Annotated in this window: 16 protein-coding genes; all 16 read left to right on the top strand. The window is 36.4% G+C overall.

What is annotated here, in order from left to right; translation table 11 throughout:
* The first annotated feature begins 265 nt into the window (after positions 1 to 265).
* The gene (gene rsmH, locus KQI69_RS07000) at positions 266 to 1,201 is read left to right on the top strand and encodes a 16S rRNA (cytosine(1402)-N(4))-methyltransferase RsmH (protein WP_216564636.1); all 936 of its coding nucleotides are present in this window, start codon (positions 266 to 268) and stop codon (positions 1,199 to 1,201) included.
* 21 nt (positions 1,202 to 1,222) lie between these two features.
* Positions 1,223 to 1,753: a hypothetical protein gene (locus KQI69_RS06995; protein WP_216564628.1), complete on the top strand. Its 531-nt coding sequence runs from the start codon at positions 1,223 to 1,225 to the stop codon at positions 1,751 to 1,753.
* Between the two features lie 24 nt (positions 1,754 to 1,777).
* On the top strand, positions 1,778 to 3,766 hold the full coding sequence (locus KQI69_RS06990) for a penicillin-binding protein 2 (protein ID WP_216564627.1): 1,989 nt from the start codon (positions 1,778 to 1,780) through the stop codon (positions 3,764 to 3,766).
* Positions 3,767 to 3,835: 69 nt separating this feature from the next.
* On the top strand, positions 3,836 to 5,548 hold the full coding sequence (locus KQI69_RS06985) for a penicillin-binding protein 2 (protein WP_216564626.1): 1,713 nt from the start codon (positions 3,836 to 3,838) through the stop codon (positions 5,546 to 5,548).
* Between the two features lie 39 nt (positions 5,549 to 5,587).
* Positions 5,588 to 6,565: a phospho-N-acetylmuramoyl-pentapeptide-transferase gene (mraY, locus tag KQI69_RS06980; RefSeq protein ID WP_216564625.1), complete on the top strand. Its 978-nt coding sequence runs from the start codon at positions 5,588 to 5,590 to the stop codon at positions 6,563 to 6,565.
* Between the two features lie 43 nt (positions 6,566 to 6,608).
* Positions 6,609 to 7,967 (top strand): UDP-N-acetylmuramoyl-L-alanine--D-glutamate ligase, encoded by a 1,359-nt coding sequence (murD, locus tag KQI69_RS06975; RefSeq protein ID WP_216564624.1) that lies wholly within the window; start codon positions 6,609 to 6,611, stop codon positions 7,965 to 7,967.
* Positions 7,948 to 9,111, top strand: coding sequence for an FtsW/RodA/SpoVE family cell cycle protein (locus tag KQI69_RS06970; RefSeq protein ID WP_216564623.1), 1,164 nt, complete (start codon positions 7,948 to 7,950; stop codon positions 9,109 to 9,111). The genes murD and KQI69_RS06970 overlap by 20 nt, the downstream gene beginning before the upstream one ends.
* Positions 9,108 to 9,815: a cell division protein FtsQ/DivIB gene (locus KQI69_RS06965; RefSeq protein ID WP_216564622.1), complete on the top strand. Its 708-nt coding sequence runs from the start codon at positions 9,108 to 9,110 to the stop codon at positions 9,813 to 9,815. Before KQI69_RS06970 ends, KQI69_RS06965 begins: the two co-directional genes overlap by 4 nt.
* A gap of 108 nt (positions 9,816 to 9,923) precedes the next feature.
* Entirely contained in the window at positions 9,924 to 11,144 is a 1,221-nt protein-coding gene (ftsZ, locus tag KQI69_RS06960) for a cell division protein FtsZ (RefSeq protein ID WP_216564621.1), read from the top strand.
* A gap of 255 nt (positions 11,145 to 11,399) precedes the next feature.
* On the top strand, positions 11,400 to 12,254 hold the full coding sequence (locus KQI69_RS06955; RefSeq protein ID WP_216564620.1) for a CPBP family intramembrane glutamic endopeptidase: 855 nt from the start codon (positions 11,400 to 11,402) through the stop codon (positions 12,252 to 12,254).
* Positions 12,255 to 12,307: 53 nt separating this feature from the next.
* Positions 12,308 to 13,666: an alpha-amylase family glycosyl hydrolase gene (locus tag KQI69_RS06950; protein WP_216564619.1), complete on the top strand. Its 1,359-nt coding sequence runs from the start codon at positions 12,308 to 12,310 to the stop codon at positions 13,664 to 13,666.
* Positions 13,667 to 13,718: 52 nt separating this feature from the next.
* Positions 13,719 to 15,185 (top strand): tRNA (N6-isopentenyl adenosine(37)-C2)-methylthiotransferase MiaB, encoded by a 1,467-nt coding sequence (gene miaB, locus KQI69_RS06945; RefSeq protein ID WP_216564618.1) that lies wholly within the window; start codon positions 13,719 to 13,721, stop codon positions 15,183 to 15,185.
* A 161-nt stretch (positions 15,186 to 15,346) separates the two neighbouring features.
* Positions 15,347 to 17,128, top strand: coding sequence for a DNA primase (dnaG, locus tag KQI69_RS06940; RefSeq protein ID WP_216564617.1), 1,782 nt, complete (start codon positions 15,347 to 15,349; stop codon positions 17,126 to 17,128).
* A gap of 107 nt (positions 17,129 to 17,235) precedes the next feature.
* A complete protein-coding gene (gene rpoD / locus KQI69_RS06935; RefSeq protein ID WP_216564616.1) occupies positions 17,236 to 18,438 on the top strand; it encodes an RNA polymerase sigma factor RpoD in 1,203 nt (400 codons plus the stop codon).
* Positions 18,431 to 19,204, top strand: a complete 774-nt coding sequence (locus tag KQI69_RS06930; RefSeq protein WP_216564615.1) for a class I SAM-dependent methyltransferase — start codon at positions 18,431 to 18,433, stop codon at positions 19,202 to 19,204. Before rpoD ends, KQI69_RS06930 begins: the two co-directional genes overlap by 8 nt.
* Before the next feature lie 31 nt (positions 19,205 to 19,235).
* Positions 19,236 to 20,888, top strand: a complete 1,653-nt coding sequence (locus KQI69_RS06925) for a nucleoside kinase (protein ID WP_216564614.1) — start codon at positions 19,236 to 19,238, stop codon at positions 20,886 to 20,888.

Genomic DNA, 20,888 nt, shown 5'->3' with positions numbered 1-20,888 from the left:
TGATTTTATTTTTGTTGTACTACAAAAATAAAAAATGCGTCTTTTTATTGCCATACTATTGCCAAAAGTGTGCAAAAGTTATATTATATAGATTGTAAATGGTTGAAAGTGGGGGACAAATTGCATAAAATTGGGTAAAAGTCAAAATACCGGAAGAATACAGGGGGAGTTCTTTTTAAGGACAACGGGGTTACTTCAGATGAACAGGGAAGGTTTTTATTTGAAGGATGAACTAAGCAGACAGAATGATATTTTGGAGGAAATTATGGAATTTGTTCATAAGTCAGTTCTTCTTGATGAGGTTATTGAGGGACTTGATATTAAAAAAGATGGTACATATGTGGATGGAACACTCGGAGGGGCGGGACATGCCATGCATGTATGTGAAAGGCTTGGAAAAGATGGCAGATTTATCGGGATAGATCAGGATGAGGATGCCATAAAAGTTAGTACTGAAAGATTAAAAAAGTTTGGTGATATGGTTACGATCGTTAGGAGTAACTATTCTGATATGATTCAGGTTATGGAAGATCTTGGAGTGACGGGTGTTGATGGTATAACACTTGATCTTGGAGTTTCATCGTTTCAGTTGGATACGGCAGATAGAGGATTTTCATACAGACTGGATGCACCGCTTGATATGCGCATGGATAACAGGCAGTCATTGTCAGCCGAAAATGTTGTAAACGAATATTCAGAAAATCAACTTTTTCATATTATTAAAAATTATGGCGAGGATAAATTTGCAAAAAATATAGCAAAACATATCGTTATTGAAAGACAAAAGAGTCCTATACTAACTACTAAAAGGCTGGCAGAGATAGTGGATCATGCTATCCCTATGAAGATGAAAAAACAGGGTGGACATCCTGCTAAGAGGACATTTCAGGCTATAAGGATAGAAGTGAATCATGAACTGGATGTTCTTGAAAAAAATCTAAATGATATGATAGATTTGCTGAATTCTGGTGGAAGATTTTGTATAATTACTTTTCATTCTCTTGAAGACAGGATTGTGAAGAATGCATTTAGAACAGCACAGAATCCATGTATTTGTCCGTCAGATTTTCCGGTTTGTGTATGTGGGAGAAAATCTAAAGGAAGAATAATTACGAGAAAACCTATACTTCCGACGGAAGAAGAAATGGAAGTTAATTCGCGTTCAAAAAGCGCAAAACTGAGAATATTTGAGCACAATTAATTTAGGAGCAGGAGGAGTATTATGTCAGTGGAGTCTAAAAATAATTATTCGTACGAAAGATATCAGAAAAGACATATTCCAAATTATAGAAAAAATACATTTGTAGATGGAAATACTGTCAGACAACTCAATGCCGTACCGAATAGGAGAGAAGAGGAACGGATTGAGCGTGAGAAGCGTAGAAAAAAGCAATTGGACCCAGGAAATATTGCTGTGCCTGGAGTTTCAATTGGAAATATAATTTTTATTGCATGTGTTTCAGTTATTCTTATTGCGGTAGCTGCATCATTTATCAGTACACAGAATAAGAGTGTTGCGTTGAAAAAACAAGTCGTTTCACTTCAGACTGAGATACAGGAACAGAAAACTTTAAATAATGAAAAGTATGAGGAAATATTAAATGGTGTAGATCTTGCACAGATATATAAAAGAGCTACAAGAAAACTTAATATGGTAAGGGCCGAAAATAATCAGGTATATAAATATAAGAATAAAAAAAGCGATATGGTAAAACAATATGCTGACATACCTGAGGTATCAAAAAATAAATAGAGTTTTTTATAGAGGTTCGACAGGATGGACAAGACATCAAAAAGAAATACAAAAAAAAATATTAGAAAGCAAAATATACGAAAGATAAGGCGACAATCAAGGTGGAGATTATATGCTGCCATGTTTATCGTCTTTATTCTTATTATATGTGCATCAGCAAGAATAATATATTTAAATGTCAGCAAGGGTACAGAGTATAAAAAAGAAGTTTTGTCACAGCAAAGTTATGTTAATAAAGTTATTCCGTATAAAAGAGGGGATATAGTTGACAGAAATGGCAATACACTTGCAAAAAGTACAAAAGTATACGATCTTATATTAGAACCAAAACAGATACTTGAAGCAGACAAAGAAAAAAAGAGCGATAAGTATAGAAAAGCAACTGCTGCTGCACTTGAAAAAGTTTTTGGAATAAAACAGAGTACTTTTTTTAAGATATTATCAGAGAAACCGGAGTCTATGTATTATCCGATGAAAAAGTATAAACAGTTAAGCAGAAAGATTGTTGAGCAGTTTAATAATATTTCACAGAAGGAGAACAGTAATATTATCGGGGTATGGTTTGAAGAAAGTTATCTTAGGACATATCCATATTCGCAGGTAGCAAGTACTGTTCTTGGTTTTTGTTCATCAGATGGACAGGGACTAGGCGGGATTGAGAGCTGGTATAATTCAAGCTTAAATGGTGTCAATGGCAAGAGTTTTGGATATTATGATTCTAATCTAAATCTTGTTGAGAAAGTCAAAGAGGCACAGGATGGAAATAAGGTTGTGTCTACTATTGATATAAATGTTCAGGGAGTACTTGAGAAAAAAATGGCAAAATTTCAGAAGGATACAGGTTCAGAAAACATGGGAGTTATACTGATGAATCCTCAGAATGGTGAAATTTATGCTATGGCAGATTATCCAAGTTATGACCTTAACAATCCAAGAGACTTATCAAAGTTCTATTCAAAGGCAAAACTTTCAAAAATGTCGTCAAAGGATAAGAGTGAACTGTTACAGAAATTATGGCGTAATTACTGTATTTCGGATGCATACGAGCCGGGCTCTACATTTAAGCCTATAACCGTTGCAGCAAGTCTTGATGAAGGCGTGACTTATGATGGAAAACATTATTTGTGTGATGGTGGTCAGAAGATAGGAACTACATATATTAAATGTGTGGCATATTCGGCCGGCGGTCATGGGGATATAGATCCGTGTAAGGCACTGATGAAATCATGTAATGATGTGATGATGCACATGGCGGCTGATCTTGGGGTAAGCAAGTTTGCAAAATATGTAAGAAGTTTTGGATTTGGAGCAAAGACAGGAATAGATCTGCCGGGGGAAGCTATTGGTGGAATATTCAGAAAACAGGACATGCATCAGGTTGAACTTGCAACTTCAAGTTTTGGTCAGGGACAGACTGTTACTATGATTCAGCTTGCATCAGCTTTTTGTGCTACGATAAATGGAGGAAACTATTATCAGCCACATGTGGTTAAAGAAATTGATTCTCAAAATGGAGCCGTTGTTTCTTCTAATGATAATATGCTTGTAAAAAGAGTTATTTCTGAAGATACAAGCAAACTTATCAGGAAATATCTTGAAAAGACTGTAGAGGATGATGAGGGTACAGCAAGTCCGGCAAGAGTAAAAGGCTATGTGATCGGTGGAAAAACAGGTACAGCAGAAAAACAGCCAAGAGAGGACAAAAACTATCTGGTTTCTTTTGCAGGATTTACGCCGGTTGATAAACCTGAACTTGCAATATATGTTGTTATAGATCAACCACATGTAGCAGATCAGGCACATAGCACATATGCTACAGAATTTGCAAGTGAGGTACTTAAAGATGTTCTTCCAATGTTAGGTATATATAAGGAATCAGGGAAATCAAGTGATGCCAAAGCGGTTACACTTCCATCTACAAAAAAAGGAAATTCAATTCTTGAAGTTCCTGCCGGTGGATATGCAACATCGGATTATGATGTTGCTGATGGCAAAAAAACAGGTAATAATTGAGATAACAGTGCATAAAAACAAATGAATGTAATAAAATACTTAATAGCCAGAACAAGGAAGAGGTTATTTATGAAGTATTGCAAAACTCCGCAGAAACAACGGGTGTTTTTTGTGTTTATCATGGTTTGCTTTTGTTTGTTTATGCTTATTGGGAGATTGGTATATCTTATGATATATCGTGCTGACTATTATGGAAAAAAGGCAAAAGCGGTTCAGCAGAGAGAAAGAAGTATCAAGGGAAGTAGAGGAAGGATTCTTGACAGGAACGGTGTTGTTCTTGCTGGAAATAAATCTGTTTCGACTATTTCTGTGATACATAATCAGATTAAACAGCCAGAGAGGGTGATAAAGAATTTATCAAGGCTTCTTGACATTGAAGAAGAAGAAATAAGAAAGAAGGTTAATAAAGTTTCATCGAGAGAAAAGATAAAATCCAATGTTGAAAAAACAGTATCTGACAAAATACGAAACCTTGAAATGGATGGTGTTATGATCGATGAGGATTATAAACGCACTTATCCGTTTAATTCACTTGCTTCAAAAGTAATTGGGTTTACTGGAGCAGATAATCAGGGGATTCTAGGACTTGAAGTAAAATATGAAAAATATTTGAAGGGTGAAGCCGGATATATTCTTACAACGACAAATGCCAGAGGAATTGAAGTTGACAAAAGAGCAGAGGAGAGAATCGAACCAAGACCAGGAAAGGATCTGTATACAAGTATTGATATAAATATTCAGAAATTTGCTACTCAGGCAGCAAAAAATGTCATGGAGGCAAAAGAAGCAAAAAATGTAAGGATTCTTGTTATGGATCCAAATGATGGAGAGATTTTTGCGATGGTAAATGTTCCTGAGTTTAATCTCAATAAGCCATATGAGATAAAGGGCAATAAAAATTTAAACCAGAAAGAATTGAATGAAAAATTAAATGATATGTGGAGAAATGGCTGTGTATGTGACACATACGAGCCAGGTTCTACATTTAAGGTTTTTACGGCTACGGCTGCTTATGAGCAGGGAGTTGTAAAGCTTACGGATACATTTAACTGTCCGGGATATAAAATAGTTGGGGATAGAAGGATAAGATGTCACAAAACGACAGGGCATGGTACAGAAACATTTGCACAAGGTGTTCAAAATTCATGTAATCCGGTTTTTATGGAAGTTGGTCAGAGACTTGGCGTTAGCAATATGTTTAAATATCTCAAAAAATTTTCTATTTTAGACAGAACAGGGATAGATGTTCCGGGCGAAGCTGTAACAATAATGCATAAACAGGAAAAAGTTGGTGAGGTGGAACTTGCAACAATGTCATTTGGACAGTCATTTCAGCTTTCGCCTATTCGGCTTATAACTACGATAAGTGCAGTTATAAATGGCGGAAAAATGGTCACTCCTCATTTTGGTGTGAATGTTGTAGACCAATATAAACATAAAAAGTATACAATAAAATACAAGACAGAAGAAAAAGTTATATCAAAAGATACATCTGAGGTTATGAAGAAAATATTGGAATCAGTAGTTACTGAGGGTGGTGGAAAAAAGGCGGCTGTCGAAGGGTATAAGGTTGGCGCAAAAACAGGAACATCGGAAAAACTCCCAAGAAGAAGTGGAAAATATATCGCTTCGTGTATGGGATTTGCACCGGCAGATAATCCTAAAGTGATAGCACTTGTACTTATTGATGAACCGACAGGTGTTTATTATGGAGGTACTATTGCAGCTCCTGTTATTTCTAAACTGCTCGATGATGTATTACCATATGTTGATGGAAAGTGATACTTTGTTTCGCTTTTTATAGGAACGGGAGGTTTGAGAATGACATATTCATCTGTATTTATTTCAATTATAGTAGCTTTTTTGACAAGTGCTTTTCTTTGTCCGATAATTATTCCAGTTCTAAAATCTTTTAATGTAAGTCAGTATGTCAGAAGTGATGGACCTGAGTCGCATTTAAAGAAAGCCGGAACGCCTACAATGGGGGGCATAGTTATACTTGTATGTTCAGTTGGGGTGAATCTGTTTGAAATAAATGGCAGTAAAGAAGAGTGTCTGCTGATTTTTACATTTCTTGGATTTGGGGCAATAGGTTTTTTGGATGATTATATAAAAGTCATTTTAAAGAGATCTCTTGGATTGACGGTTTTACAAAAGCTGATTCTCCAGAGTGTCGTTACATTATGGTTTTGCTATTATTATATTGTAAAAATGAAGGAAGAATGTGAAATGCTTGTGCCATTTACGGGAGGAGTAAAAAACGGAATATATTTGTCGATGTCTCCTGTTTTTTTTGTTGTGGTAGTTTATATTATTATGATCGGAACTGTTAATGGAGCAAATTTTACAGATGGACTTGACGGTCTGGCGTCAAGTGTTACACTATTGATAGTGGTGTTTTTCTCGATAAATGCGATCAGATTAAACAGTGACATGGCTTTATCTGGTGTATGTGTTGCAGGAGCTTTGATGGGTTTCTTACTTTTTAATGTTCATCCTGCTTCCGTGTTTATGGGTGATACAGGTTCGCTGGCATTAGGGGGATTTGTTGCTGCAATTGCTATAGAATTAAAGATGCCACTATATATAGCGTTGGTAGGTGTGGTGTATTTGGCTGAGGTTTTATCAGTGATAATACAAATAACATATTTTAGAATTAGCGGAGGCAAAAGATTTTTTAAAATGGCTCCGTTGCATCATCATTTTGAAAAATGTGGCTGGAAAGAGACAACTGTTGTTGCAGTTTTTTCTGTGATAACAACAATCATGTGTGTAGTTACAATTTTGGAAAGAAACTGATTTATAGTTTAATATAAAGTATTATAAGGAAAAGAGGATAAATATGAGATTTACAAACAAGAAAGTGTTGGTAGTTGGTACAGGAAAAAGTGGTGTTGCCGCTGTTAAGCTGTTAAACAAGGCAGGGGCAGATGTGATTGTGTTGGAAGGAAATACATCATTTTCAACAGATGAGATTATTTCAAGATTTCCGGAGAATACAGAGTTTGACCTTATAATAGGTGAACTTCCGGAACAAAAAATAGACAGTATTGATTTTGTTATATTAAGTCCAGGAGTACCAACAGATTTACCATTTGTTGTTAAACTTCAGGAAAAGAATATTCCTGTATGGGGGGAAATAGAGCTTGCATATCTTTGTGGAGCAGGAAAGCTTTTTGCTATTACGGGAACAAATGGAAAAACGACGACTACGGCTCTTACGGGAGAGATTATGAAAACATATTTTAATGATGTATATGTAGTTGGAAATATTGGTTATCCATATACTGAATATGCATCAGAGATGACAGATGACTCAGTAACAGTTGCAGAGGTAAGTAGTTTTCAGCTTGAGACAATAAATAAATTTCATCCACAGATAAGTGCTATTCTTAATATTACGCCTGATCACTTAAATAGACATCATACGATGGAATGTTATGTTGAGGCGAAAGCAAGAATTGCTAAAAATCAGAATGAAAATGAAATATGTGTTTTGAACTATGAAGATAAATATCTTAAAGAGATTGCTAAAGACATACCGGCAAAAGTATTCTGGTTTAGTAGTGAACATATACTTGAGCAGGGAATATGGCTTGACGGTGAAAAGATCATGTATTGTGATGGCGCAGAAACTATAATGATATGTACTATTCATGATATGAAACTTTTAGGCAAACATAATTATGAAAATGTTATGGCTGCTGTTGCAATTGCGATGCATGCGGGTGTTCCGCTTGAATGTATAAGAAAGGCAGTAAAAGAGTTTAATGCGGTTGAACATAGGATTGAATATGTAAAAGAAGTAAACGGTGTAAAATACTATAATGATTCAAAAGGAACAAATCCTGATGCTGCTATCAAAGCAGTAGAGGCTATGGTGAGACCTACAGTAGTAATTGGCGGAGGCTATGATAAGGATTCGTCATATGATGAGTGGATAGCTTCTTTTGGAAATAAAGTCAAAGCACTTGTGCTTCTTGGCCAGACAAAAGATAAGATTGCAGCAGCGGCAAAAAAGGCAGGATTTGAAAATGTTATCATGACAGAATCGCTTGAGGAGGCTGTAAGGGTGAGCAGTGAGCAGGCAGAGCCAGGGGATGCAGTTTTATTGTCGCCTGCGTGTGCAAGCTGGGGAATGTTTAAAAATTTTGAAGAGAGAGGTAATTTGTTTAAAGAGTATGTCAAGAACCTGGAGTAAGGATATAACCGGACCGAGGAAAGAAAAGATTTACTCTAAATATGATTATATGTTGATTGTCCTGACACTTGGAATCGCAATTTTCGGTGTTTGTATGATAAATAGTGCAGGAATATATAATGCACTGCTTTTAGGAGCTCCGCTCAGATTTGTTAAGTCACAGATAGCAGGACTTTTAGCGGGATGTGCTATGATGATTTTTGTTGCAGGATTTGATTACCATATATTTATGAAAAAAATTTTGTTTAAAAATAAAAATATAAGAGTAGTACATGTATTATATATTGCTGCACTTGTAATGCAGGTTGCAGTTTTGTTTATAGGTGTAGATTACAATGGTGCAAGGAGATGGCTTAGATTTGGGCCTGTCCAGTTTCAGCCATCTGAGATAACTAAGATTGTAGTTATAATTTTTATATCTTATGTAGCATACATAAACAGAAGTATTTTTGATACATTTAGTGGTTTTTTGAAGGTAATGTTATTTATTGCACCGCTTATTGCTGTTATAGCAAAAGAAAATTTAAGTTCGGCGATTGTTGTTGCGGGTATAAGTGTAGGAATGTGTTTTGTTGCAAGCAATAAAAACGGATATTTTGTTGTGTGTATAATCATTATGGCACTCGCTGCTTCATTGTATATAATTTTTGGAGACCCTTTCAGAATGGAAAGGATACAGATATGGCTTAATGTTGAGACTAATGAAAATGCTCATCAGATAAAACAGGGATTATATGCAATCGCTACGGGGGGATTGTTTGGCAATGGGATAGGAAACAGTGTACAAAAATTGGGGTATATACCTGAAGCATATAATGATATGATATTTTCTGTTATATGTGAGGAGCTTGGAGTGGTAGGTGCTGCATGTCTTATTATTGCTTTTATTGTATTATTCTGGAAAGTAATCCGTATCGGATATAATGCGGTTGATATATTTGGTACTATGCTCTGTACAGGGGTTATGCTGCAGCTTTCAATACAGGTTGTTATAAATGTTGCAGTTGTGACAAATTCAATACCATCGACAGGTATTCCTTTGCCATTTATAAGCTATGGAGGTACTTCAGCAATGATAATGATGGCTGAGATGGGAATTGTATTGGGAGTTTCAAAGAGAGAAAAGAGGTTAAACTGTTTATGAGGATACTGAAACGTTTCTTTATAGTGTTATGTGCTTTTGTTATCATGGTGTTAGGATTGTACTTTGGGTTTCATATAGATAATATTGAAATTGAAGGAGATAGTGCATACTCTGATGAGGAAATAGAGAAGAGTGTATTTAGCAGGAAATTTTCAGACAATGAACTGGTTTTCAGATTATACAATAAATTATATGGCATAAATAAGCTTCCTTTTATTGAGGATATAGATGTTAAATATGTAAACCGTAATTCGGTGCTGCTGCATGTTTATGAAAAAAAGATAAGTGGCTGTATAAAATATATGGGGCAGTATGTATATTTTGACAAGGATGGAATTGTGCTGCAGAGTCTGTCAGAGCATAGAAAAGGTGTTCCTATGGTCACGGGTATAAAATTTGGTGATTTTTCGATTGGAGAGGCATTTAGTGTCAAGGATGAAAAGCTCTTTTCAAAAATAATGAATATATCGCAGCTTATAGACCATTATAAAATTGATGTATCGAGAATTCATTCAAGTGCAGACGGTATTATATTATATTCTGGTAAGGTCAGAGTTTATCTCGGAAAGAAAAATATGTATGATGATCAGCTAGCTGCATTATCATCAGTATTAAAAACTACAAAAAGTAAAAATTTAAAAGGCAGTATTGATATGTCGGATTATCAATCAGGCGATAAGATAGTTTTAAAAACTAATAAATGATTTTTTTATAAAAAAAGTTAAAAGAACAAATTTTCTCTTGATTATTCAAAGGTTAATAGGTATTATATACTTTAGGGAAATTTGTGATCATATTAAGGAGGAGCAGCGTTGTTAGAGATAAAAACAAATGAATCAGAAAGTGCCGCTAAAATTATTATAGTTGGCGTTGGTGGAGGCGGAAATAATGCCGTAAATAGAATGATACAAGAGGGAATAAAAGGTGTTGAATTTATATGTATAAATACAGATAAGCAACAACTTAAGAACTGCAATTCTGCGACATGCCTGCAGATTGGCGAGAAGCTGACTAAGGGGCTTGGAGCAGGTGCGAATCCTGAGGTTGGAAAGGCTGCTGCTGATGAAAATCGTGAAGATATAACTGAAATGATAAAAGGTGCAGATATGGTTTTTGTAACTTGTGGAATGGGTGGCGGTACCGGTACAGGAGCAGCCCCGGCAGTTGCAGAGATATCAAGGCAGCTTGGTATTCTTACAGTAGGCATTGTTACAAAGCCATTTAAATTTGAAGCAAAGCGTCGTATGAACAATGCTCTTACAGGAATTGAAAATCTTAAAAAAAATGTTGATACGCTTATTGTAATACCGAATGATAAACTTCTTGAGATAGTTGACAGAAGAACATCTATACCAGAGGCGTTAAGTAAAGCTGATGAGGTGCTTCAGCAGGGTGTTCAGGGTATTACTGATCTTATCAATGTCCCTGGACTTATCAATCTTGACTTCGCAGATGTGCAGACGGTTATGAAGGATAAGGGAGTAGCGCATATAGGAATAGGAACAGGAACAGGCGATGATAAATGTCTTGAGGCAGTAAAAGAGGCGATATCAAGTCCACTTCTTGAAACAACTATCGAAGGTGCTTCGGATGTTATTATAAACATTGCCGGTGATGTAGGACTTCAGGAAGCAAGTGAAGCAGCATCTTACATAGAAGAACTTGCCGGTGAGAACAGTAATATTATTTTTGGTGTAAGCGACGGTGCAGGAGACGATTCTGTAAAGATTACGGTTATTGCAACAGGTCTTGATGAGGATGGTGCTGAGCAGCCGGTTGCAAAGTCACCTTCTTTTATAAGACAGTCAGCAGCTCCTAAGACAAACTTTTCGACGAAAGAAGGACAGATTCCATCTTCATCAGTAAAGAGTGTTAATGTTCACTCATCAGATTCTTCTGTTTTATCACAGCCGAATATTCAGCCGGTTACAGAAACGAGGCAGAATATTACGCATCAGACATCATCTTCTTATTCAAGAGGAAATGAAGACGGAGGGATTAAAATACCTGAATTTTTACAGAGAAAGAAATAAGGTATTATATCATACAGAAAAATCCGGGCAGAGAGATATGTTCGGATTTTTCGTTGTTTTAGACATAATAATATAAAATATACTCTCGGTATCTTCTCAAAACGAATCCTTTCGGCTGGATTTCCGATATATTGCTTCCATTTTTTAGTCGTACACATCGTGTACGCACTGCGAAAATGTCATTGCATATCAAAAATTCATCTCCAAATTCCTCGTTCAGAAGATTCCGAGAGCACATTAAAAGGAAAGGAAGAAATGATGCATAATGAAACAGACGGTTTGAAAAAACTGAGAGTTACAATGATGATAAAAGTGCTTCTGATATTCGGAGGTATTATCTTTATGCAGCTTTTGGCATATATGCTCTGTGTACTTGGATATGTTGTATTTGGAATAATATCAGGCAAGGGGTATGCCAGAGCATTGGCAGAAATGACGATACTCGTTCAGGCATCAGAAACAAATGTAATGCTTGCAATATCAGCCGTTAGTGCGATATTATCATTTATCTGGTGTGGGCTGCTTTATGTCAGATCAAGCTGGCGTGAAGAACATGTCAATTACAGGAATATATTTTCTGGAAAAAATGTATTATCAGTTTTTGGTATTGGAAGCGGCTTTTGCATATTATTGACTTTTTTGTTGAGTATGCTGACATCGTTGTTTCCGGAAATGTTTAAAAATTATACGGAATTGATGTCAAATTTTGAAAATGGCAATATAATACTGACAGTGCTGTATGCTGTTTTTATTGGACCGGTATCTGAAGAAATCATTTTTAGAGGTGCGATATTTGACAGAGTTTATACTGCATTTCCATTTTGGAAAGCCAATATAATTCAGGCGGCTCTGTTTGGAATATATCATATGAATATAGTTCAGGGATTGTATGCGTTTTGTCTTGGAATGGTCTTGGGACTTATAGTAAAGGCCACAGGAAGCATATTATGTTCTATATTCACACATATAGTGTTCAATGGGACGAGTTATCTGCTGCCGGTTTTGCTTGGCACAGGTTTGGTCTGGGTCAATGTAATAGTTATTATCGCAGCGTTGTTTTTGGTTATTGCAGGAATTTGTGGAATAAAATTTTTGATGCGTTCGATATGATAATGTGATACAATTGACTATAATTACAAATAGGAAGCATAGGAGGGAAAGTTATGAAATGGTATGACGAGGCAGTATTTTATCATGTATATCCGCTCGGACTCTGCGGATGTAAAAAGAAAAATGATGGGGAGAGCGAAAGTCACTTTGACAAGCTGGTGCAGTGGGCTGACCATGCAAAAAAGATTGGATGTACTGCGATATATATAGGTCCGTTGTTTGAGTCAGAGGGACATGGCTATGAGACAACAGATTACAGGAAAGTTGACTGCCGTCTTGGAACAAATCAAGATTTTAAGGATTATGTTGAGCATTGTCATAAGAATGGTATGCATGTTATTGTTGACGGTGTTTTCAATCATGTAGGAAGAACATTTTTTGCTTTTCAGGATTTGCTTAAAAATCGTGAAAATTCAGCATATAGGGACTGGTTCTGCAATGTGAATTTTGGTGGCAACAATGAATATAATGATGGTTTTTCTTATGATAACTGGGGTGGCTACAATCTGTTAGTCAAATTAAACCAGAAAAATCCAGAGGTTAGGTCATATCTGTTTGGGTCTGTAAAGTTCTGGGTTGATGAGTTTGATATAGATGGTATACGCCTTGATGCAGCCGATGTGCTTGATTTTGATTTTATGAAGGAACTCAGAAGTTTTACAAGAAATCTGAAGGAAGATTTCTGGCTTATGGGAGAGGTTATACACGGTGATTACAGCAGATGGGCTAACAGTGATATGCTTGACAGCGTGACAAATTATGAACTTCATAAGGGACTTTATTCAGGACATAATGACCATAATTATTTTGAGATAGCACATTCGGTAAAAAGACTTCTCGGAATATGTGGTGATACCAGATTATATACATTTGTCGATAACCACGATGTTGAGCGTATATATTCAAAGTTAAATAATAAAGAACATCTTTACAATATTTATATATTACTGTACACTCTTTACGGTATTCCTTCTATTTACTATGGTTCTGAATTCGCAATCGAGGGAAAGAAAGAGAAAGGTTCAGATTGGAATCTTCGTCCATGCCTTGAACTTGATGATTTTAAAGATGCGTATGAGAACAATGAGATTACTAAGTTATGCGGTATGCTTGGTGAGCTTAAAAAGGAATATACGGAGCTTAGTGCCGGAAAGTATGAGGAACTGATGCTCACGAACAGACAGTTTGCTTATTCAAGAAGATATGAGGAACAGACAGTTGTAGTTGCGTTGAATAATGATGACAGTGAAGCGGTTCTTACGATAAATCCTCGTGTAGCCTTTTCTAAAGCAGATATCATTCTTGATGGAAGTAATGAAGACAAGAATGAGAAAGTCAGTGTAAAAGCAGAAAATGGAAATGTGGTCGTTACACTTCCTGCAAATTATGGAACGATAATCAAACTGTCATAAAAAATAAAAATCATATGGATAAATCAAAAATGAAAGCTGAGGTAAACGACAGATGAATTATGATACAATAAAAGAAGAAATAAAAAATATTGATATTACATTGCCGCCGCCACAGGAAGAACCGGAAAGACAGTATTATTTTATCAAAAAGATGCAGCACTGGATGGATGAAAAAAAGATTGAAAAAGGCAGGGAACTTACATGCTGCGTAAATACATTTGGCTGTCAGATGAATGCGAGGGATTCTGAAAAGATCATAGGAATCCTGATGACGATAGGATATAAAGTTGTGGAGGATGAAGATGCGGATCTTGTCATCTTTAACACATGCACTGTAAGAGAGAATGCAAATCTCAAAGTATATGGACGACTTGGCCAGTTAAAGAAATATAAAAATAAGAATCCTGAGATGATAACTATGCTCTGCGGCTGTATGATGCAGGAGGAGAGCGTTGTTGAGAAGATAAAGAAGAGTTACAGAAATGTTGATATTATATTTGGAACACACAATATATTTAAATTTGCTGAACTTCTTTCAATGAAAGTGCTTGACAGGGCAGGATCAAAGAAAATGATAATAGATGTATGGAAAGATACGACAGAGATAGTCGAGGAACTTCCGGTTGAGAGAAAATATCATTTTAAGAGCGGCGTAAATATAATGTTTGGCTGCAACAATTTCTGTAGTTACTGTATAGTGCCTTATGTGAGAGGAAGAGAAAGGAGCAGAGAGCCTGAGGATATAATAGCCGAGATAGAATGTCTTGTAAAAGACGGCGTTGTCGAGGTTATGCTTTTGGGACAGAATGTTAATTCATATGGAAAGAATCTTGAAAATCCTATTTCTTTCACTGAACTTTTAAGAAGGGTTGAGAAAATAGATGGTCTTGAGAGGATAAGATTTATGACTTCCCACCCGAAAGATCTTTCTGATGAGCTTATCGAATATCTTGGCGAATCAAAGAAAGTCTGCAAACAGATGCATCTTCCACTTCAGTCGGGAAGTGACAGGCTTTTGCAGAAGATGAACAGACATTATACTAAGGAAGGATATCTTAAACTTGTTGAGAAGATAAGAAAGGCCGTTCCTGATATTGCTCTTTCAACTGATATAATAGTGGGATTTCCGGGTGAAACAGAAGAAGATTTTGAGGAAACTATGGATGTTGTTCAGAAGGTTCAGTACGACAGTGCATTTACATTTATATACAGCAAGAGAACAGGTACTCCGGCAGCGGCTATGGAAGAACAGATAGATGAGGCTCAGGTGAAGGAGAGATTTGACAGGCTTCTCACAAAAGTTCAGGAGATAGCGGCAAAGAAGGCATCTGAGGATGTTGGAAAAGTTCAGGATGTTCTTGTGGAGGAGATAAATGACCATGATGCTTCACTTGTGACAGGAAGGACAAGCAAGAATTATCTTATTCACTTTAAAGGGGATAGTTCTCTTATCGGAAGTATCGTACCTGTAAAACTTTGTGAGAGCAAAGGCTTCTATTATATAGGGGAAATGGTCTGAGTTTTTAACCAGAGTTTATGGATTTAACGGTTGAAAAAATTATTAAAATAAAAAAGGAAATAGAAATTTTGTGTCGAATAACTAACATAGAGGGTTTTTAAGTGTTTAAAATGCTTGATACTTATATGTTAGTTATTTATTTGATGGGAGGTTTGAAGGCTATGTATTACACAGAAGAACAAATCGAAGAAGTACGTTCCAGAAGTGATATCGTCCAGATAATAGGCCGCTATGTCAATTTAAAGCGTACCGGAAGCAGTTATGTTGGACTGTGTCCGTTTCATAGCGAAAAATCGCCGTCATTTAATGTTAATCCGGCAAGACAGATGTACAAATGCTTTGGCTGTGGAGTTGCCGGCAGTGTTATAACATTTATCATGGAATATGAGAATTATACATTTCCTGAAGCTATGGAGTTTCTTGCCGAACAGGCGGGTATAACTCTTTCAAAAAGTGAATTGTCACCTGAGATGAAAAGAGAAAAAAATCTTAGGACAGAACTTGTTCAGATAAATGCTAAAGCCGCATCGTATTATTATGCGAAACTTAAATCACCGGCAGGAAAAAGCGGATATGAATATTTTTTGTCAAGAGGGTTGTCAGAGGAAACGATAAGACACTTTGGGCTTGGTTATGCAGGACAGGGAGGCAGTGAACTTTATCAGTATTTGAAAAGTCAGGGGTATTCTGACCAGATACTTAAAGAGACAGGGCTTTTTAAGATGGACGAGCGTGGTGTTTACGATAAATTCTGGAACAGGGTTATGTTTCCGATAATGGATGTGAATAACAGAGTCATAGGTTTTGGTGGCAGAGTTATGGGTGATGCGAAGCCTAAATATCTTAATTCTCCAGAAACAAAGCTGTTTAATAAAAGCAGGAATCTTTTTGGGTTGAATTATGCCAAACTTGGAAAAAAGAAGAACATAATACTGTGTGAAGGCTACATGGATGTTATAGCGATGCATCAGGCGGGATTTACAAATGCGGTCGCATCACTTGGAACTGCATTTACATCAGAGCAGGCTGTTATTCTTAAGAGATATACAGATGAAGTGCTTCTTACATACGACAGCGATGAGGCTGGAGTGAAAGCGGCATTAAGGGCTATTCCTATGCTAAGGGAAGCGGGGATAAATGCCAGGGTAATACATATGGAGCCGTATAAAGATCCTGATGAATTTATAAAAGGACTTGGAAGTGATGAATTTGAGAAGAGGATGGATGAAGCCCAGAATGCTTTTTTATTTGAGATAGAGGTGCTTAGAAAAAGTTATGATATAAGTGACCCTGAACAGAAAACAAGATTTGATCATGAGATGGCAAGAAAGCTGCTTGTTTTTGAAGATAAAGTTCAAAGAGACAATTATATAGAAACTTTATCGGCAAAGTATTCGATCAAAAAAGATGACCTTCGTGGACTTGTTATAAAGAATGCAAATAAAATATCAGGTATGAGTGCAGGTTCAAATATCAAAAATAATGCCTATAGAAACAACACTGATAAAACCAGAGAGAAAGGTATAGAACATTCTTACAAATTACTGCTTTCATGGCTCATAGATGCTCCTGAACTGTTTAAGGATATAAGTAAAGTGATAAGTAAAGATGATTTTGAGGAAGAACCCTATAAGAAGGCGGCAGCTTTATTGTATGAGCAGTTTGAAAATGGTGAGGTTATTCCGGCGAGGATAATAAATCATTTTGAGGAAGCAGATGATCAGAAGGTAGTGGCTGATATTTTTCAGACGACTTTTAAAGTTAAGATGAATATAACTGATAAAGAAAAAGCGTTGAATGAGCTTGTATATAAAATTAAGGAATACAGCATTGACAAAAAGTTAAAAAATATGACAGATATAAACAATCTTCAAACACTGATGATTGAAAAAAATAAACTTCAGAACAGAGAAAAAATGCATATTTCTCTAAAAGATGGTTAGAGTATAAACGAAGTCATTAAGTTACTGATTACACTTATGGTATGTCTGGTAACATTACTATACAAAAAATGATGAGGTTTGTTACATAAAAGAAAGGATGGAACGATATGGCTACAGAGAAGAAACCGGCTAAGAGTACAGGAAAAAGATCTGCATCAAAGAAAGCAGAAGAAAGAAATATCGAGGAAGAAAAAAAGAAATTTCATGAAAGACTTATTGCTCTTAAAGAACTTGCAAAAAGCAAAAAGAATGTTCTTGAGCTTGGCGAGATCAACAACTTTCTTGCGGACATTCAATTAGATGAGGAAAAGACAGAAAAGGTTATAGATCTGCTCGAGGCAAGTGGTGTTGATGTACTGAGGATTTCAGATGATAAGGATGATGCTGATGATGATGCACTTATTCTTGAACTTGAGGAGAGTGGAGAAGTTCCTGACGAGGATGAAATTGAAAATATCGACCTTTCAGTGCCTGATGGTGTAAGTATTGATGATCCTGTCCGTATGTATTTAAAGGAAATAGGAAAAGTTCCTCTTCTTTCAGCGGATGAAGAGGTTGAACTTGCACAGCGTATGGAAAATGGTGATATTGAGGCGAAGAAGAAGCTCGCAGAGGCAAATTTAAGACTTGTTGTAAGCATTGCGAAGCGTTATGTCGGAAGAGGTATGTTATTCCTTGATCTTATTCAGGAGGGTAACCTCGGACTTATAAAGGCAGTTGAAAAATTTGATTATAAAAAAGGATATAAGTTCAGCACTTATGCTACATGGTGGATACGCCAAGCTATAACAAGGGCTATCGCAGATCAGGCCAGAACAATCCGTATTCCGGTTCACATGGTTGAGACGATAAACAAATATGTAAGAGTTCAGAGACAGCTTTTACAGGAACTTGGAAGAGAGCCACAGCCAGAGGAGATTGCAAAGCAGATGAACATGCCTGTTGACAGAGTAAGAGAAATCCAGAAAATATCGCTTGAACCTGTTTCACTTGAGACACCTATAGGTGAGGAGGAGGACAGCCACCTTGGTGACTTTATCCAGGATGACAATGTGCCTGTACCGGCGGAGGCAGCAGCCTTTACACTTTTAAGGGAACAGCTTGATGAGGTTCTTGGAACTCTTACTGAGAGAGAGCAGAAAGTTCTCAAACTTCGTTTTGGTCTTGAAGATGGCAGGGCGAGAACACTTGAGGAAGTAGGAAAAGAATTTAAGGTAACAAGAGAACGTATACGCCAGATAGAAGCAAAAGCACTTAGAAAATTAAGACATCCAAGCCGCAGCCGTAAATTAAAGGATTATCTTGAGTAAGATAAAGCTTTCAAAAAGACTTGAAACAGTGGCGTCGTGTGTCGGTTCGGGCGGAACTGTTGCCGACATAGGATGTGATCATGGTTTTACTTCTATATGGCTGGTTGAAAATGAAATGGCAAAATGCGGGATTGCCATGGATATAAATAAAGGACCTTTAGAAAAAGCTAAAATTCACATAAAAGAGGCCGGATTTGAGGACAAGATAGAAACAAGATTGTCAAATGGCCTTGATAAACTTGAAACAGGTGAGGCTGATACTGTACTTATAAGTGGTATTGGTGGCGCACTGATGAGAGATATTCTGGTAAGAGAAAAGGAAAAGACATGCAGTGTAAGTGAACTTGTTTTATCTCCACAGTCTGAGATATATCTTGTAAGAAAATGTCTGCATGAACTTGGATTTTTTATTGATATTGAGAAAATGGTTTATGACATGGGAAAATATTATGTCGTCATAAGAGCAGTCAGAAAAGACATACCAGATTCTCTTAAGCAGGAAGATAAAGGTGAAAAGAGCAGGTTAAAAGACAGAAATATTAAAGTATACAATGAGATATATGATGAAGCAGATTATGTTTATGGCAAATATCTTATAGATAAAAAAGATGCTGTTCTTTCTGAGTTTTTGGATAAAGAGAAAAAGCGCATGGAGAAAGTAGTTGCCTCACTTAAAAAAAGTGGTATGTCAGAAGAAGAAATAAGTAAACAAAAGATATCTGCTGAATATGATTTATTGAGAAAGACAATATTGAGGATGCAGTAAAATAACATTTATCGTAAGCGGGGTGATCAGAATGATTAAGCTGACAGTGTGTGGCGAAGTAAAAGAATATCAGAATGGAACTACATATAGAGAGGTGGCAAAGGATTTTAAGGATAGTTATAAATATGACATAATTCTTGCAAAAGAAGGTGCAAAACTTATTGAATTAAATAAGAGGATAAAATCTGACGGTGAGATTGAATTTGTGGATGTTTCTGCTCCAAGTGGTCATAAAACATATGTCAGAGGTGTAAATCTTCTAATGTTAAATGCTTTTTATTCGGTATGTGAAGGGATGCCACTTAAAAATGTTTTTATAAAATATATGATAGGCGACAGTTGTTACTGTGAAGCAGAGGGTATTGATATAACGGATGAGCTTCTTGAAAAAGTCGAAGAAAAAATGCATGAGCTTGTCAATAAGGACATTCTTTTTGAAAAACGTATAGTCAGCACGCAGGAGGCAAAGGAGCTTTTTGAAAAGCATAAGATGTATGACAAAAAGAAACTTTTTGAATACAGGAGAGTGTCAACGGCAAATATATATTCTCTTGACGGATTTGAGGATTACTATTATGGCTATATGCCTTCAAGCACCGGAATACTTAAATATTTTACCATAGAAAAATATGACAAAGGATTTATGGTAAATATGCCAAACAAAAATACACCTACAGAAGTGAAGAACCATGTTCCGAGTCCTAAATTGTTTAAAACGCTTCAGGAAGCTGGAAACTGGGGAAAGATGGTGAATGTAAGCACTGTCGGGGCATTAAATGAGGTTATCGCAAACGGCGGAGCATCAAATCTCATACTTGTGCAGGAAGCGTTACAGGAAAAGAAGATTGCACAGATAGCAGAAAAGATAGCTGAGGATGCCAGCAAAAAATTTGTTATGATAGCAGGACCGTCATCATCGGGAAAGACTTCATTCTCACACAGATTATCCATTCAGCTTAGGACATTTGGCATAACGCCGCATCCTATATCACTTGACAATTATTTCAAGAACAGGGAAGATACGCCGATAGATGAGAATGGAAATTATGATTTTGAATGTCTTGAAGCTATAGATGTGGAGCAGTTTAATAAGGACATGACAGGGCTTTTATCCGGAGAAACTGTTCAGATGCCTGTGTTTAACTTCCTTACGGGACAGAGGGAATACAAAGGTGACTTCTTAAAACTTGGAAAAGATGATATCCTTGTGCTTGAGGGTATTCATGGTTTAAATGATAAACTTTCTTATTCACTGCCAAAGGAAAGTAAGTTTAAGATATATATAAGTGCACTCACACAGTTAAATATTGATGAGCACAACAGAATCTCGACAACAGATGGAAGGCTTATAAGACGAATGGTAAGAGATGCGAGAACAAGAGGTTCATCGGCGGCAAAGACTATCTCGATGTGGCCTTCGGTAAGGAGAGGCGAGGATAAGTATATATTCCCATTTCAGGAAGAAGCAGATGTTATGTTTAACTCAGCTCTTATATATGAACTTGCAGTATTAAAACCGTATGCCGAGGCGATACTGTTTGGAATACCAAAGGATGCTCCTGAATATATAGAAGCAAAAAGACTGCTTAAATTCCTCGATTACTTCCTTACGATAAGCAGCGAGGGAATACCTAAAAATTCGCTTATGCGTGAATTTGTGGGTGGAAGTGTATTTAATGTTTAA

The sequence above is a fragment of the Eubacterium sp. MSJ-13 genome (assembly GCF_018918235.1).
Lineage (GTDB): Bacteria > Bacillota > Clostridia > Lachnospirales > Lachnospiraceae > Butyribacter.
The sequence above is the reverse complement of the archived record's forward strand: the minus strand, read 5'-3'. Positions and strand labels throughout refer to the sequence as shown.